This window comes from Streptomyces sp. NPDC044033 (assembly GCF_056434425.1).
This window is the reverse complement of record NZ_JBWKFF010000020.1, coordinates 60545-74164: the sequence shown is the minus strand read 5'-3', so window position 1 is coordinate 74164 and position 13620 is coordinate 60545. Positions and strand designations below refer to the sequence as shown.

Annotated in this window: 12 protein-coding genes; 9 read left to right on the top strand and 3 right to left on the bottom strand. The window is 74.6% G+C overall.

The features are described from left to right. The first annotated feature begins 27 nt into the window (after positions 1–27). Positions 28–1173: a coiled-coil domain-containing protein gene (locus AC07AB_RS30135; RefSeq protein ID WP_478573350.1), complete on the top strand. Its 1146-nt coding sequence runs from the start codon at positions 28–30 to the stop codon at positions 1171–1173. A gap of 77 nt (positions 1174–1250) precedes the next feature. Here AC07AB_RS30135 and AC07AB_RS30130 read toward each other — a convergent pair whose 3' ends face one another. Together AC07AB_RS30130 and AC07AB_RS30125 are read right to left on the bottom strand one after the other, a co-directional pair. Beyond that, positions 1251–2393 carry an NADH-quinone oxidoreductase subunit D gene (locus tag AC07AB_RS30130; RefSeq protein WP_478573347.1) on the bottom strand — a complete coding sequence of 381 codons (1143 nt, stop codon included), beginning with the start codon at positions 2391–2393 and terminating at the stop codon, positions 1251–1253. Positions 2394–2498: 105 nt separating this feature from the next. After that, the gene (locus AC07AB_RS30125) at positions 2499–3539 is read right to left on the bottom strand and encodes an SAM-dependent methyltransferase (protein ID WP_478573345.1); all 1041 of its coding nucleotides are present in this window, start codon (positions 3537–3539) and stop codon (positions 2499–2501) included. Between the two features lie 373 nt (positions 3540–3912). Between AC07AB_RS30125 and AC07AB_RS30120 the strand changes: the two genes are divergently transcribed. Both AC07AB_RS30120 and AC07AB_RS30115 read left to right on the top strand, forming a co-directional pair. Then, a complete protein-coding gene (locus AC07AB_RS30120) occupies positions 3913–5109 on the top strand; it encodes a sensor histidine kinase (RefSeq protein ID WP_478573342.1) in 1197 nt (398 codons plus the stop codon). A 76-nt stretch (positions 5110–5185) separates the two neighbouring features. After that, positions 5186–5860, top strand: a complete 675-nt coding sequence (locus AC07AB_RS30115; protein ID WP_478573339.1) for a response regulator transcription factor — start codon at positions 5186–5188, stop codon at positions 5858–5860. A 329-nt stretch (positions 5861–6189) separates the two neighbouring features. On the opposite strand, the gene AC07AB_RS30110 is transcribed toward AC07AB_RS30115, so the two are convergent. Beyond that, on the bottom strand, positions 6190–7272 hold the full coding sequence (locus tag AC07AB_RS30110) for a DUF5937 family protein (protein WP_478573335.1): 1083 nt from the start codon (positions 7270–7272) through the stop codon (positions 6190–6192). A gap of 145 nt (positions 7273–7417) precedes the next feature. Between AC07AB_RS30110 and AC07AB_RS30105 the strand changes: the two genes are divergently transcribed. The 6 genes from AC07AB_RS30105 (at position 7418) to AC07AB_RS30080 (ending at position 13601) form a co-directional block, all read left to right on the top strand. After that, positions 7418–7723: a hypothetical protein gene (locus tag AC07AB_RS30105; RefSeq protein WP_478573332.1), complete on the top strand. Its 306-nt coding sequence runs from the start codon at positions 7418–7420 to the stop codon at positions 7721–7723. A 218-nt stretch (positions 7724–7941) separates the two neighbouring features. Continuing rightward, positions 7942–8901, top strand: coding sequence for a Rossmann-like and DUF2520 domain-containing protein (locus tag AC07AB_RS30100; RefSeq protein WP_478573330.1), 960 nt, complete (start codon positions 7942–7944; stop codon positions 8899–8901). Then, complete coding sequence (gene panC, locus AC07AB_RS30095) at positions 8898–9974, top strand: pantoate--beta-alanine ligase (RefSeq protein WP_478573327.1); 1077 nt, start codon at positions 8898–8900, stop codon at positions 9972–9974. The genes AC07AB_RS30100 and panC overlap by 4 nt, the downstream gene beginning before the upstream one ends. Further along, positions 9971–11752, top strand: a complete 1782-nt coding sequence (locus AC07AB_RS30090; RefSeq protein ID WP_478573325.1) for an L-aspartate oxidase — start codon at positions 9971–9973, stop codon at positions 11750–11752. Before panC ends, AC07AB_RS30090 begins: the two co-directional genes overlap by 4 nt. Further along, positions 11749–12804 carry a carboxylating nicotinate-nucleotide diphosphorylase gene (nadC, locus tag AC07AB_RS30085; RefSeq protein ID WP_478573322.1) on the top strand — a complete coding sequence of 352 codons (1056 nt, stop codon included), beginning with the start codon at positions 11749–11751 and terminating at the stop codon, positions 12802–12804. The genes AC07AB_RS30090 and nadC overlap by 4 nt, the downstream gene beginning before the upstream one ends. Next, positions 12804–13601, top strand: coding sequence for a type III pantothenate kinase (locus tag AC07AB_RS30080; protein ID WP_478573321.1), 798 nt, complete (start codon positions 12804–12806; stop codon positions 13599–13601). Before nadC ends, AC07AB_RS30080 begins: the two co-directional genes overlap by 1 nt. Positions 13602–13620: the final 19 nt, after the last annotated feature.

Here is a 13620-nt window from a genome sequence, read left to right as displayed (position 1 = left end):
CACTCGGCGCACGGTAAGTTTCAGGCCATGCCACGTGGACGCCACCGTCATTCGCAACCCCTGCACAAGCTGCTCGCTCCGACGACGGTCGCCGCGACATCGGTCGTGTGCGCCGCCGGTTCCTGGGTGGTGGGCGAAACACTGGTGATCCGCTCGCTGGCCGCCGCGGCCGGGGCGGCCGCGGTCGTCGGCGCGTTCCTTATGCGCCACTGGGACCGGGGCGCCGGGAAGCGGGTCACCGAGCTCACCACCGCCCTCACCCGTGAGGAGTGGAAGACCGACGAGCGCATAGCCGAGCTGGAGAACGACGCCGAGGAAGCGCGCGAGATGCGCGCCGCCCTCGACACCAAGCTGCGCGCCAAGCGCGCCGAGCTGGCCCGGCTGCGCACCGAACACGCCGACCTGCTGCGCCGCTACGCCACCGCCGAGACCGAGCGGGCCAGCGCCCTGGAGGGCCGCCGCAAGCTCGCCCTGGAGTCCGCGGACCCGGCCGCCAGGGCCTTTGCGGGCGCCGCTGCCGGTCGGAAGGACCGTACGGGCGGGCGGACGCCCACGCGCGCCGAGTACCGCACGGCGGACGCCGCCCTGCGCGACCTCGTGCGCAACGCCGCCCGCCAGGACATCAAGCGCACCATCGAGGAAGCCCGCCGCCGGGAGGCCGCCGAGCGCCGGGAGCAGGACGGCCCGGACGGTTCGGGGGAGCGGGGCAAGCACGCGGCGACTGACGCCCGTACCGCTGTCAGGGGCGGGGACGTGGTCCGCGAGCACCACACCGTGCCCGCCGCCGCGGCCGTCGTGCCGCAGCATCCGGCCGCCCGCCGGGCCGCGTCGCGCGCGCAGGGCGGCTTCGACTTCTTCGGTACGGGCGCGGGCTCGGGCAGCGCCGCGGAGGCGGGTACGGAGCTGAATACGGAACCGGGCACGGGTTCGGAGGCGCGTACGGGCGCGAGCGCGCCGAAGGCCATAGCCGCTTCACCGTCGGCCGGGGCTCCGGGCGACGGCGAAGCGGGCGACGGCGAGCTGGCCGGGGCGGACCTCGCGGACGTCGTCGGCGACGAGGCGGTCGCCGAGCAGGAGCTCCGCAAGAGCGACTCGGGCGAGGTCATCGACCTGACCGTGCACGACGAGACCGAGCAGATCGACGTCGCGGAGCTGCGTACGGCGATCTCCTAGGACCGGGCGGCGGGGCCCGCCGCGCGTCGGCCCACCCGCCGGTCCCCTCGTCGGCCGGCCGTCGGCCGCCCGTCGGTCTACTTGTCGATGTCGCCGACGACGAAGAACAGCGAGCCCAGGATCGCGACCATGTCCGCGACGAGCGTCCCCGGCAGCAGCTCCGCCAGCGCCTGGATGTTGTTGAACGAGGCCGAGCGGAGCTTGAGGCGGTACGGGGTCTTCTCGCCCTTGGAGACGAGGTAGTAGCCGTTGACGCCCAGCGGGTTCTCGGTCCAGGCGTAGGTGGCGCCCTCCGGCGCCTTGAGCACCTTCGGCAGCCGCTGGTTGATCGGCCCCGGCGCGAGGTCCGCGATCCGATCGAGGCAGGCGTCGGCCAGGTCCAGCGCGTTGTTGGTCTGTTCCAGCAGGCACTCGAAGCGGGCGAGGCAGTCGCCCTCGGTACGGGTGACGACCTTGAGGGTGTCCTGGAGCTCGCCGTAGGCGAGGTACGGCTCGTCGCGGCGCAGGTCGAAGTCGACGCCGGAGGCGCGGGCGATCGGCCCCGAGACGCCGTAGCCGTGCACGGCCTCCGGGGACAGCACGCCGACGCCGCGCGTACGGCCCCGGAAGATCTCGTTGCCGAGCACGAGCCGGTCGTACACGTCCATGCGCGACCGCACGTCGGCGACCGCGAGCCGGGCCCGGCCGAGCCAGCCCGCCGGAAGGTCTTCCTTGAGGCCGCCGACCCGGTTGAACATGTAGTGCATCCGGCCGCCGGAGACCTCCTCCATCACGGCCTGGAGCTCCTCGCGCTCCCGGAAGGCGTGGAAGACGGGGGTGATGCCGCCCAGTTCCAGGGGGTACGAGCCGAGGAACATCAGGTGGTTCAGGACCCGGTTCAGCTCGGCGAGGAGCGTGCGCGTCCACACGGCCCGCTCGGGGACCTCCATCCCGAGCATCCGCTCCACGGCCATGACGACGCCCAGCTCGTTGGAGAAGGCGGAGAGCCAGTCGTGGCGGTTGGCGAGCATGATGATCTGGCGGTAGTCGCGCGCCTCGAACAGCTTCTCCGCGCCCCGGTGCATATAGCCGATGACGGGCTCGGCCTGCTGGATGCGCTCACCGTCCAGGACCAGGCGCAGGCGCAGCACCCCGTGCGTGGACGGGTGCTGCGGGCCGATGTTGAGCACCATGTCGGTGCTCTCCGCCGCGCCGCCGATGCCGACTGTCGTCTCCGTCATGGGGAGTAGTTTGTCAGCTCGCGCGGGCGGCGGTACGGGCGTGGGGCCGGCGGCCGGTGAGAGCGGTGGCACGGGCGCGGAGCCGCCCGGGGCCGCCCGGGGCCGTCAGCCGGCGAGGGCGGCGGGCAGCCCCGCGCAGGCCGGGCCGACGGGCTGTATGAGCCAGCCGAAGCCGCCCAGGCCCGTCGGGTCGGTCAGCTCGGCGCCCTCTCCGGCCGCGCCGAGGGCCCGTACGTACCCGGCCGGATCGCTCGAAGCGAGGGACAGCGGCGGCCGTCGCCCGTCGACGCCGAGCGCCCGGAGGACGTCCCGCTGGGTGCGCGGGACCGGGGCCGGCCCGTCGTCGCAGCCGGCCGCGGCGCACGCGTCCAGGGCCACATGCGCCGTGATGTCGCACGAGCCGTCCGGCACCGGCCGCACCTCCCTCCCGTCCCTGAAGCCCGTCAAGGTGCCCAGCGGCGGTCGCGCGCCGCGCTCGTGGGCGTAGTCGACGGCGACGGCGAGGCCCGCGCCGAGGCCGCGGACGGCGCGCGCCCACGCCAGGTCGCGCGGGCGCCCGATCTCGGCACGGGTGCCCGGCGGCGCGCCGTCCAGCGGCCACCAGCGGGCCAGCCAGGCGGCGTCCTCGCCGTCGACGGGGCCGCCGGGCGCCTCCTCGCCGTCGGCCCGTACGAGGACCCGGCGGGCGGTGCCCTCGGCGTCGGTCTCGGCGACGTCGACCGGCACGTTGTCGAGCCACTCGTTGGCGAAGAGCAGGCCCGTCAGCCCGGCCGGGGCCTCGTCGAGTCCGGCGAGCCACATGATGCGCGGGTCGAGACCGGCGGGCCGGGGGGCGCGCTCGACGGCGTACGGGCGCAGCCGCGCGGCCATGTCCGCCGGGACCCGGGCGAGGACGCCCGCCACCAGCTCGCCGCGGCCCGCACCGACGTCGACGAACGCCAGGCGCGGCGGGTGCGCCAGGGCCTCGTCGACGCGGCGCAGCAGCTCGGCGACGGCCGCCGCGTACCGGGGGGAGGCGTGTACGGACGTACGGAAGTGCCCGGCCGGGCCGGGGCCCCCGGACCGGCGGTAGAAGCCGTGCGGCCCGTACAGCGCGGCTTCGGTCGCCGCCTGCCAGGTCCGCGTCCCGCTCGCTGTGCGCGTCATGCGAGAACGGTATGCGAGAGCGGTGCCCGAGCGGTTCGGCCTGTGGATAACCCCTGGTGCCTGCGGCCGGATCGGCGGAGCGGGCGGCCGAAGCGGAAGCGCGGGTGGGACGGAAGGGCGGCTGAAGCGGAAGGGCGGCCGGACCGGAAGCGCGGGCGGGTCGGAAGGCGGCCGAAGCGGAAGCGCGTGCAGGTCGGAGGGGCCGTCGGTCCGGGGAGCGGGCGGGCCGGGAAGGCGGGCGGAGCGACCGGTTCGGGGTGCCCGTCGATCCTTCGTACCGAGTCCGTATCCACCTTGGGGAGTAGACCGGAGGTGCATGGATCGATCGTCCGGCTGACCCCGGCACGTGCTTGCGGTACCTACGCTGGGTTACGTGCAGCGCCTCTACGACTTCTTCCGCAGGCACCCGACCGGTGTGGACAGCTTCTGGGCTCTCCTGCTGTTCGGGGTGAGCGGTATCTGGCTCGTGCAGGCCCCGAACGGCACGGTCCAGTTCATCGTGGCCGCGGTGACCGTCCTCTCGCTCTGCGCGGTGGTCGCGCTGCGCCGCCGGTGGCCCGAGTACATGCTGCTCGTGGCGCTGGTGTGCGGGGTGCTCCAGGTCGCGGGCAACGTGGACACCCACCCAGCGGACTTCGCCATGCTGGTGATCATCTACACCGCGGCCGCGGACGGGAAGCGCTGGGCGTCCCGGCTGGCGCTGGTCTGCGGCCTGCTCGCGCCGACGATCAACAAGCTGCGCTGGCCGGGCGGTGCGCAGAGCGGCTGGCAGGGCGTGGTGGCGGTCGTCTTCGTCACGGTGCCCTTCGTGCTCGCCTGGGTGCTGGGCGACTCCGTGCGCACCCGCCGCGCGTACTGGGCGCAGCTCCAGGAGCGGGCCGACCGGCTGGAGAAGGAGCGCGAGGCGCAGTCGCGGATGGCCGTGGCCGCCGAGCGGGCGCGGATCGCCCGCGAGCTGCACGACGTGGTCGCGCACAACGTGTCGGTGATGGTGGTGCAGGCCGACGGCGCCGCGTACGTCCTGGACGCCTCCCCGGACCAGGCCAAGCAGGCGCTGGAGACGATCTCCGGCACCGGGCGGCAGGCGCTCGCGGAGATGCGGCGGCTGCTGGGCGTGCTGCGCACGGAGGAGGGCAGCGAGGGCGGCGAGTACGTGCCGCAGCCCGACGTGGAGCAGATCAACGACCTCGTGGAGCAGGTGCGTACCGCCGGGATGCCCGTCGACTTCCGGGTCGAGGGGTCGCCGCGCCCGCTGCCGAGCGGCGTCGAGCTGACGGCCTACCGCATCGTGCAGGAGGCGCTCACCAACACCCGCAAGCACGGCGGCCCGGACGTCGGCGCCAGCGTCCGGCTCACCTTCTTCGACGACGGGCTGGGCCTGCTGGTGGAGGACGACGGGCGGGGCGCGCAGCACGAGCTGTACGAGGAGGGCGGCGCGGACGGCATGGGGCACGGCCTGATCGGGATGCGCGAACGCGTCGGCATGGTCGGCGGGACGCTGGACGCGGGCCCGCGGCCGGGCGGCGGGTTCCGGGTCAGCGCGCTGCTGCCGCTGAAGGCCGGCCGCTGAAAGCCCGCCCCAGGGTTGGCCGGTGGACGCATCCGGCGCGTACGCTCACGAAACCGCTGAGGAAAGGTATCCCCGCATGTCGATCCGGGTCATGCTCGTCGACGACCAGGTCCTGCTCCGTACCGGCTTCCGCATGGTGCTGGCGGCCCAGCCCGACATGGAGGTCGTCGCCGAGGCCGGAGACGGCGTGGAGGCGCTGGAGGTGCTGCGCGCCGGCGCCGTGGACGTGGTGCTGATGGACGTACGCATGCCGAGGCTGGACGGCGTGGAGGCCACGCGCCGCATCTGCGCGCAGCAGAACCCGCCGAAGGTGCTGATCCTGACCACCTTCGACCTCGATGAGTACGCCTTCTCGGCGCTGAAGGTCGGGGCCAGCGGCTTCATGCTCAAGGACGTACCGCCCGGTGAACTCCTCGGCGCGATCCGCGCCGTGCACAGCGGCGACGCCGTGGTGGCCCCCAGCACCACCCGCCGCCTGCTCGACCGCTTCACCCCGATGCTCCCGAGCACGTCCAAGGACCCCTCCAACTCCGACCTGGACCGCCTCACGGGCCGCGAGCGCGAGGTCATGCTGCTGGTCGCCCAGGGCATGTCGAACGGCGAGATCGCCGCCCGCCTCGTCCTCTCCGAGGCCACCGTGAAGACCCACGTGGGCCGCATCCTCACGAAGCTGGGGCTGCGGGACCGGGTGCAGGTCGTGGTCATGGCGTACGAATCGGGCCTCGTACGGGCCGGGGGCGGCGCGCAGTAGCGGGCTGGTTCCAGGCGCCGGAGCCTTGGGCCGTGGCGCTCCAGGTCTTGAGCGGCTCGGTGTCGAGAGCGATGCCTACCGGGTGCGGCAGTGTGACGGTCTTTCCGAAGGCGGCGGAGTGGCGCTCCTGGCAGGCGCCGTCCGCGGGTTCGCTGTAGACGGTGACCTCGCCGCCGCGGCGGCGAGGGCTTCGAACTGCTCCGGCTGCATCTGGGCGTGTGCCTGCGGCCTGTCGTCCACGGCTGTCACGGCAACCTCCTCATGCCTGGGAGTCTCAGGCTAGCCGCGGGTGCTGACAGCCGCCCCGGACCGGCGCGGCTGCCCGGTGTTCAGCGCAGCACGCTCTGCAGGAAGTCGCTGCCGAGGCGGGCCACGACCGTCAGGTCGAGCTGGTGGAGGACGTACCGGCCGCGGCGGCGGGCGGAGACCAGGCCGGCCTTCTTGAGGGCCGCGATGTGGCGGGAGACCTCCGGCGGCGTCAGCCCGTACGCGGCCGCCAGTTCGCCGGTGGTGTGCGGGCCGCGGGCGAGCGTGCGGCACAGGCGCATGCGGACCGGGTGGGCGAGGGCCTCCAGGCGGCGCTGGACCACCTGGAGGGCCATGACCTGGGGGAGCTCGGGGGACGCGATCGGGTACTGGATGACCGGGGCCCAGCCGGGGCGGTGCAGCACGAAGAGGTGCGGCCAGCCGAAGGCGGTCGGGACGAAGGTGAGGGAACCCCCGTACGCGCTGGTGCGGGAGCTGGCGAGCTTGTCCACCACGATCCGCGAGCCGTCCTCGGAGAGCGTCACCGCCGGTGAGACCGCGGCCAGCGCCTCGGTCAGGCCCTTCCGCCGGAGCAGATCCGCCTTGTGGCGCGCGTCGGCCGCCAGCTGGATCCGTACGCGCTCCCAGGTGTCCGCGAAGAACGCCTGCTCGCAGTCCTCCAGCAGCCGCCGCAGCCAGGCCCGCAGCGCGCGCGGCTCTTCCAGCATCCGGTCGGTGAAGTCCGCCTGCTTGGGGCCGCGCGCGGCCGACAGCTCACGGACCCGGGCCCGCTGAGCGGCGTCGACGAGAGGGGAGGGCGTCGCGCGGTCGTACGTGGCCGAGCAGGTGATCTCGAAGGCCGCGGCCACGAACGTCTCGTCGTCGATCCGGTCGAGCGCGTCCAGCTCCTCGGCGAGCGTCGCCCCCGGTACGGACGGCAGCAGGATGTCCGAGCGCGCCGACCGCCACAGGAAGTCCGCTTCGGTCAGCCGGTCGGCAAGGTCCGGCTTGAGGGCGGCGGCGGTCGCGGTGGCCCAGCCGTGCAGGCCCGGGTGGTGGCCCGGCTCGGACAGGGCGTGCAGCATCGCGCCCAGTTCGGCCAGCGGCGACGGGCTGAAACCGATGCGCTCCAGGGGCAGCCCCGTGATGTCGATGTCCACGCTCATGGGCTCATCGTGCCGGTCGCCGGCGCGGGTCGGCGCGTCGATTGACTGTCCTCGTCAATCGGCGCGCCGCGGGCGGCCGGTGCGCCGCACGGTGGTCTCCGAGCCGGTCCCGTACCGGCGGAGCCCCCTTCATGAGGAGAGAACCGTGGACGCCGTACAGCAGCACATGCTCGACACCTACCGGGCCGCCCGGCGCGGCGAGGCGGCTCCGCCCGCGCCCGGCGCCGGGGACCTGCGCGCGGTGCGGGAGGTACGCCGGTGGCGGGAGTTCGCGGCCGTCGTCGACGAACGGGCCGCTGCCCGGCGCACCCGCGCGCGTGCCCGTCGCGCGGCGCTGGTGCGCTTCCTGCGGCTCGGCGCCGGACGGCCCGCGGCCGTCGGCCGCGCGCCGGGGCGAGCGGCCCGCCCCCGGCTCTCCCCCGGGCGCCCGGGGGCGGGGTGCGGGGAGTGAAGCGGGGCGGGTGCCGCGCGTCTTCGGCGGGGTGGTGTGCGGGCGGGGCGCTGCCCGGGTACGTACGGTCGAGGGCGGCCCGGCGCGGTGGCGGCGGCCCGCCCGTGGAGTTATCCACAGGCGGTGGACGGGGCCGCCGCCGCTTGGAAACACTCGCGTAGCATGACGGGGAAATCGTCCGGTACCCCCCGCGGACTGGAACGGAAGGCCGTCGACGCGTGAACGCACCTCACCCCCCGAACCCCACGGGCCCCTCAGAGCAGACCAACCCGCAGGACCGCCCCGCCCGACTCACCGTCGGCGTCGTCGGCGCGGGCCGTGTCGGCCCCGCGCTCGCCGCCGCGCTGAGCCTGGCCGGCCACCGCCCTGTAGCCGTCTCCGGCGTCTCCGACGCCTCCGTCCGGCGCGCCGCGGCCCTGCTCCCGGACGTACCGCTGGTGTCGCCCGCCGAAGTCCTGGCGCGCGCCGACCTCGTGCTCCTCACCGTCCCCGATGACGCCCTGCCCGGCCTGGTCGCGGGGATCGTCGAGACCGGCGCCGTGCGGCCAGGGCAGCTCCTGGTCCACACCTCCGGGCGGTTCGGAACGGCCGTGCTGGACCCCGCCCGCCGGGCCGGCGCCCTGCCGCTGGCCCTGCACCCCGCGATGACGTTCACCGGCACGCCCGTCGACGTGCAGCGCCTCGCGGGCTGCTCCTTCGGCGTCACCGCCCCCGACGAACTGCGGCTCGCCGCACAGGCCCTGGTCATCGAGATGGGCGGCGAGCCCGAATGGATCGAGGAGGCCGCCCGCCCGCTCTACCACGCGGCCCTGGCCATCGGCGCGAACCACCTCGTCACCCTGGTCGCCCAGTCCCTGGAACTGCTCCGCGCCGCCGGGGTCGAGGCCCCCGACCGGATGCTCGGCCCGCTCCTCGGCGCGGCCCTCGACAACGCGCTGCGCGGCGGCGACGACGCGCTGACCGGCCCGGTGGCCCGCGGCGACGCCGGTACCGTCGCCGCCCACGTCGCCGAGTTGCGCGCGCACGCGCCCCAGTCCCTCGCCGGATACCTGGCGATGGCCCGTACGACGGCCGACCGCGCCCTCGCCCACGGACTGCTCAAACCGGAGCTGGCGCAGGACCTGCTCGGCGTCCTCGCGGAGGGCGGAGCCCGTCCGGACGGGGAGGCGGACCGATGAACGGGCGGCCCGGCGCCGCCCCCGAAGCCCGGCTCCGCACGGCGGCCGAGGTCCCCGCGGCCGACGCTCCCGCGGCCGAGGTCCCTGCGGCCGACGCTCCCGCGGCCCCGCTCCGCAGTGCGGCCGAAGCGCCGCTCCGCACGGCGGCCGAGCTGCGCGCCCTGTCCCGGGCGCCGGACGAGCGGCGCGCCGTCGTGATGACCATGGGCGCGCTCCACGAAGGGCACGCGACGCTGATCCGCGCCGCCCGCCGCCGCGTCGGCCCGTACGGACAGGTCATCGTCACCGTCTTCGTCAATCCGCTCCAGTTCGGCGCGGGCGAGGACCTCGACCGCTACCCGCGCACCCTCGAAGCGGACCTGAGGATCGCCCGGGAGGCGGGCGCGGACGCCGTGTTCGCCCCCGCCGCGGACGAGGTCTACCCCGGCGGTGAACCGCAGGTCCGCATCTCCGCGGGACCCATGGGCGAGCGCCTCGAAGGCGCCCACCGGCCCGGCCACTTCGACGGCATGCTCACCGTCGTCGCCAAGCTCCTCCACCTCACCGCCCCGGACCTCGCCCTCTACGGGCAGAAGGACGCCCAGCAACTGGCGCTGATCCGCCGCATGGTCCGGGACCTCGACTTCCCGGTGGAGATCGTCGGTGTGGACACCGTCCGGGAGGCCGACGGCCTCGCCCTCTCCAGCCGCAACCGCTATCTCTCCGCCGCCGATCGCGCCGCCGCGCTCGGACTCTCCAGGGCCCTGACCGCCGCCCGTGCCGCGGCGCCCCTCGGCCCGGCCGCCGCCCGGAAGGCCGCCCGCGGCGTTCTCGGCGGTCACGATGTTCACGACGGCGGCGGTACTGCCGGTGATCGCGGCGTTCACGACGGCGCGGTGCACGCGGTGCACGGGGTGCACGGGGAGGCCGGGCCACCGGTCCTGTTCCTCGACTACCTCGCCCTCGTCGACCCCGCCGACTTCACCGAGGTCCCCGACGACCACACCGGCGACGCCGTGCTCGCCGTCGCCGCGAAGGTCGGGACCACGCGCCTGATCGACAACATCCCCCTGGAGTTCGGAGCGGAACGATGACCGGCATACGCCTCCACGCCCCCGCGCCCGGCTGGGCCCTCGAAGCCGATGTCATCGTCATCGGCTCCGGCGTCGCGGGACTCACCGCCGCGCTGCGCTGCGCCGCCGCCGGGGCCAAGGTCACCGTCGTCACCAAGGCGCGTCTCGACGACGGCTCCACCCGCTGGGCGCAGGGCGGCATAGCCGCCGCCCTCGGCGACGGCGACACGCCGGGACAGCACCTCGACGACACCCTCGTCGCGGGCGCGGGGCTCTGCGACGAGGCGGCCGTACGCCCCCTGGTCACCGAGGGCCCCGCCGCGGTGCGGCGGCTCATCGCGACCGGCGCGCAGTTCGACACCTCGGCCGAGACCGGCGAGATCCTGCTGACCCGCGAGGGCGGCCACCACCGCCGCCGCATCGCCCACGCGGGCGGCGACGCGACCGGCGCCGAGATCTCCCGCGCGCTCGTCGAAGCGGTACGGGCGGCGCGCATCGAGACCGTCGAGAACGCCCTCGTCCTCGACCTGATCAAGGACGCCGACGGGCGCGCCGCGGGCGTCACCCTGCACGTCATGGGGGAGGGCCGGCGCGACGGCGTCGGCGCCGTGCACGCCCCGGCCGTCGTGCTGGCCACCGGCGGCATGGGCCAGGTCTTCTCCGCCACCACCAACCCGGCGGTCTCCACGGGCGATGGCGTCGCGCTGGCGCTGCGCGCCGGGGCGGAGGTCTCCGACCTCGAATTCGTCCAGTTCCACCCCACGGTGCTGTGGCTGGGGCCGGACGTGGAGGGGCAGCAGCCGCTGGTGTCCGAGGCGGTACGGGGCGAGGGCGCCCACCTCGTCGACGCGGACGGCGTCCGCTTCATGCTCGGGCAGCACGAACTCGCCGAGCTGGCGCCGCGCGACATCGTCGCCAAGGCGATCATGCGGCGGATGCGTGAGCGGGACGCCGAGCACATGTACCTCGACGCCCGGCACTTCGGCGCCCGGATGTGGGAGACGCGCTTCCCCACCATCCTCGCCGCCTGCCGCGCCCACGGCATCGACCCGGTCACCGAGCCGATACCGGTGGCCCCCGCCGCCCACTACGCCTCGGGCGGCGTCCGCACCGATCTGCGCGGCCGCACCACGGTCCCCGGCCTCTACGCGTGCGGCGAGGTCGCCTGCACCGGCGTCCACGGAGCCAACCGACTGGCGTCGAACTCGCTCCTGGAGGGCCTGGTCTTCGCGGAGCGCATCGCGGCGGATGTGACGGCTCCGGCGGTGCCGGGGGCGTGTACTCCTACCGAAACGGCCCCGGCCGTCGAAACCGTCCCTGCCCCCGAAGCAGCAGCCTCCGCTGCCTCCGCTGCCCCCGCAGCCTCCGCCCCCGGCGCCGAAGTGGCCCTCGTCGCTCCCGAGGCGCGCTACGCCATCCAGCGCATCATGACCACCGGAGCCGGAGTCCTGCGTTCCGCGGCCGGCCTCGCGGCGGCGGCGGAGCAACTGACGCGGCTGCACACCGGGGCCGTCGACGCGCTGGCCCGGGAGGGGAAGACCGCCGAGCCCTCCGTCGAGACGTGGGAGACCACCAACCTCCTCCTCGTCGCCCGCGTCCTCGTCGCCGCCGCCCGGCGCCGCGAGGAGACCCGCGGCTGCCACTGGCGCGAGGACCACCCGGAGCGCGACGACGCCGCCTGGCACCGCCACCTCCTCGTGGCGCTGCGCCCGGACCGCACCCTCGCCGTCCGTACGACGCAGACCCCCGCCTTCCCCGCGACCATCGCCCCCCTCCCCGAGACGGAGTCGTATCAGTGAGCACCCCCGACCTTCCCCTGCTCCAGATCGGCCGCCTCGGCCAGAGCCCCGCCGACGAGGGGGCCGGCGGTGGCTGCGGTGACGCGTGCGGCTGCGGTGGCGGTGAGCCGTACGACGCCGACCCGCTCGAATGCGGCCTCGACCCCGGCCTCGCGCAGCTGCTCGCCGACGCGGGCCTCGACCCGGTCCAGGTCGAGGACATCGCGCAGGTGGCCATCGAGGAGGACCTGGACCAGGGCGTGGACGTCACGACCATCGCGACCGTTCCCGAGGACGCCGTCGCCACCGGCGACTTCACGGCGCGCGAGAGCGGCACCGTCGCCGGGCTCCGCATCGCCGAGGCGGTCCTGTCCGTCGTCTGCATGGACGAGTTCGAGGTCGAGCGGCACGCGGAGGACGGCGACCGTGTGACGGCCGGTCAGAAGCTGCTGTCCGTACGGGCCCGTACCCGCGACCTGCTCACCGGCGAGCGCAGCGCGCTCAACCTCCTGTGCCGCCTCTCCGGCATCGCGACCGCGACCCGCGCCTGGGCCGACGTCCTGGACGGCACGAAGGCCGAGGTCCGCGACACCCGCAAGACCACGCCCGGGCTGCGCGCCCTGGAGAAGTACGCGGTCCGCTGCGGCGGCGGCGTCAACCACCGCATGTCGCTGTCGGACGCCGCGCTCATCAAGGACAACCACGTCATCGCGGCGGGCGGGGTGGCCCAGGCGTTCAAGGCGGTACGGGCCGAGTTCCCGGACGTGCCCATCGAGGTCGAGGTGGACACCCTCGAACAGCTCCCGCCGATCCTCGGCGAGGGCGCGGACCTCATCCTGCTCGACAACTTCACCCCCGAGCAGACCCGCGAGGCCGTCGAGCTCGTCGCGGGCCGCGCCGTGCTCGAATCCTCCGGCCGGCTCACCCTCGACAACGCCCGCGCCTACGCGGACGCGGGCGTCGACTACCTCGCCGTCGGCGCCCTCACGCACTCCTCCCCGATCCTGGACATCGGCCTGGATCTGCGGGAGAGCGACCAGGGCGCCACCGACACCACGGAGGAGCGCGTCTGATGCTGCTCACCATCGACGTCGGAAACACCCACACCGTCCTCGGCCTCTTCGACGGCGAGGACATCGTCGAGCACTGGCGGATCTCCACGGACGCCCGCCGCACCGCCGACGAACTGGCCGTCCTCCTCCAGGGGCTGATGGGCATGCACCCGCTGCTCGGCGAAGAGCTGAGCGACGGCATCGAGGGCATCGCCATCTGCTCCACCGTCCCCTCCGTCCTCCAGGAACTGCGCGAGGTGACCCGCCGCTACTACGGCGACGTGCCCGCGATTCTCGTCGAGCCCGGCGTCAAGACGGGCGTGCCGATCCTGATGGACAACCCGAAGGAGGTCGGCGCCGACCGCATCGTCAACGCGGTCGCGGCCGTCGAGCTGTACGGCGGGCCGTGCGTCGTCGTGGACTTCGGCACGGCCACCACCTTCGACGCGGTCAGCGCGCGCGGCGAGTACGCGGGCGGCGTCATCGCCCCCGGCATCGAGATCTCCGTCGAGGCGCTCGGCGTCAAGGGCGCCCAGCTCCGCAAGATCGAGCTGGCCCGGCCGCGCAGCGTCATCGGCAAGAACACCGTCGAGGCCATGCAGTCCGGCATCCTCTACGGCTTCGCCGGCCAGGTCGACGGCGTCGTCACCCGCATGGCCGCCGAACTCGCCGACGACCCCGAGGACGTCACCGTCATCGCGACGGGCGGCCTCTCGCCGCTGGTCCTCGGCGAGTCGTCGGTCATCGACGAGCACGAGCCGTGGCTCACGCTCATCGGGCTGCGCCTCGTCTACGAACGCAACGTCTCGCGCGCTTAACATCTCCCTGACGATCTTG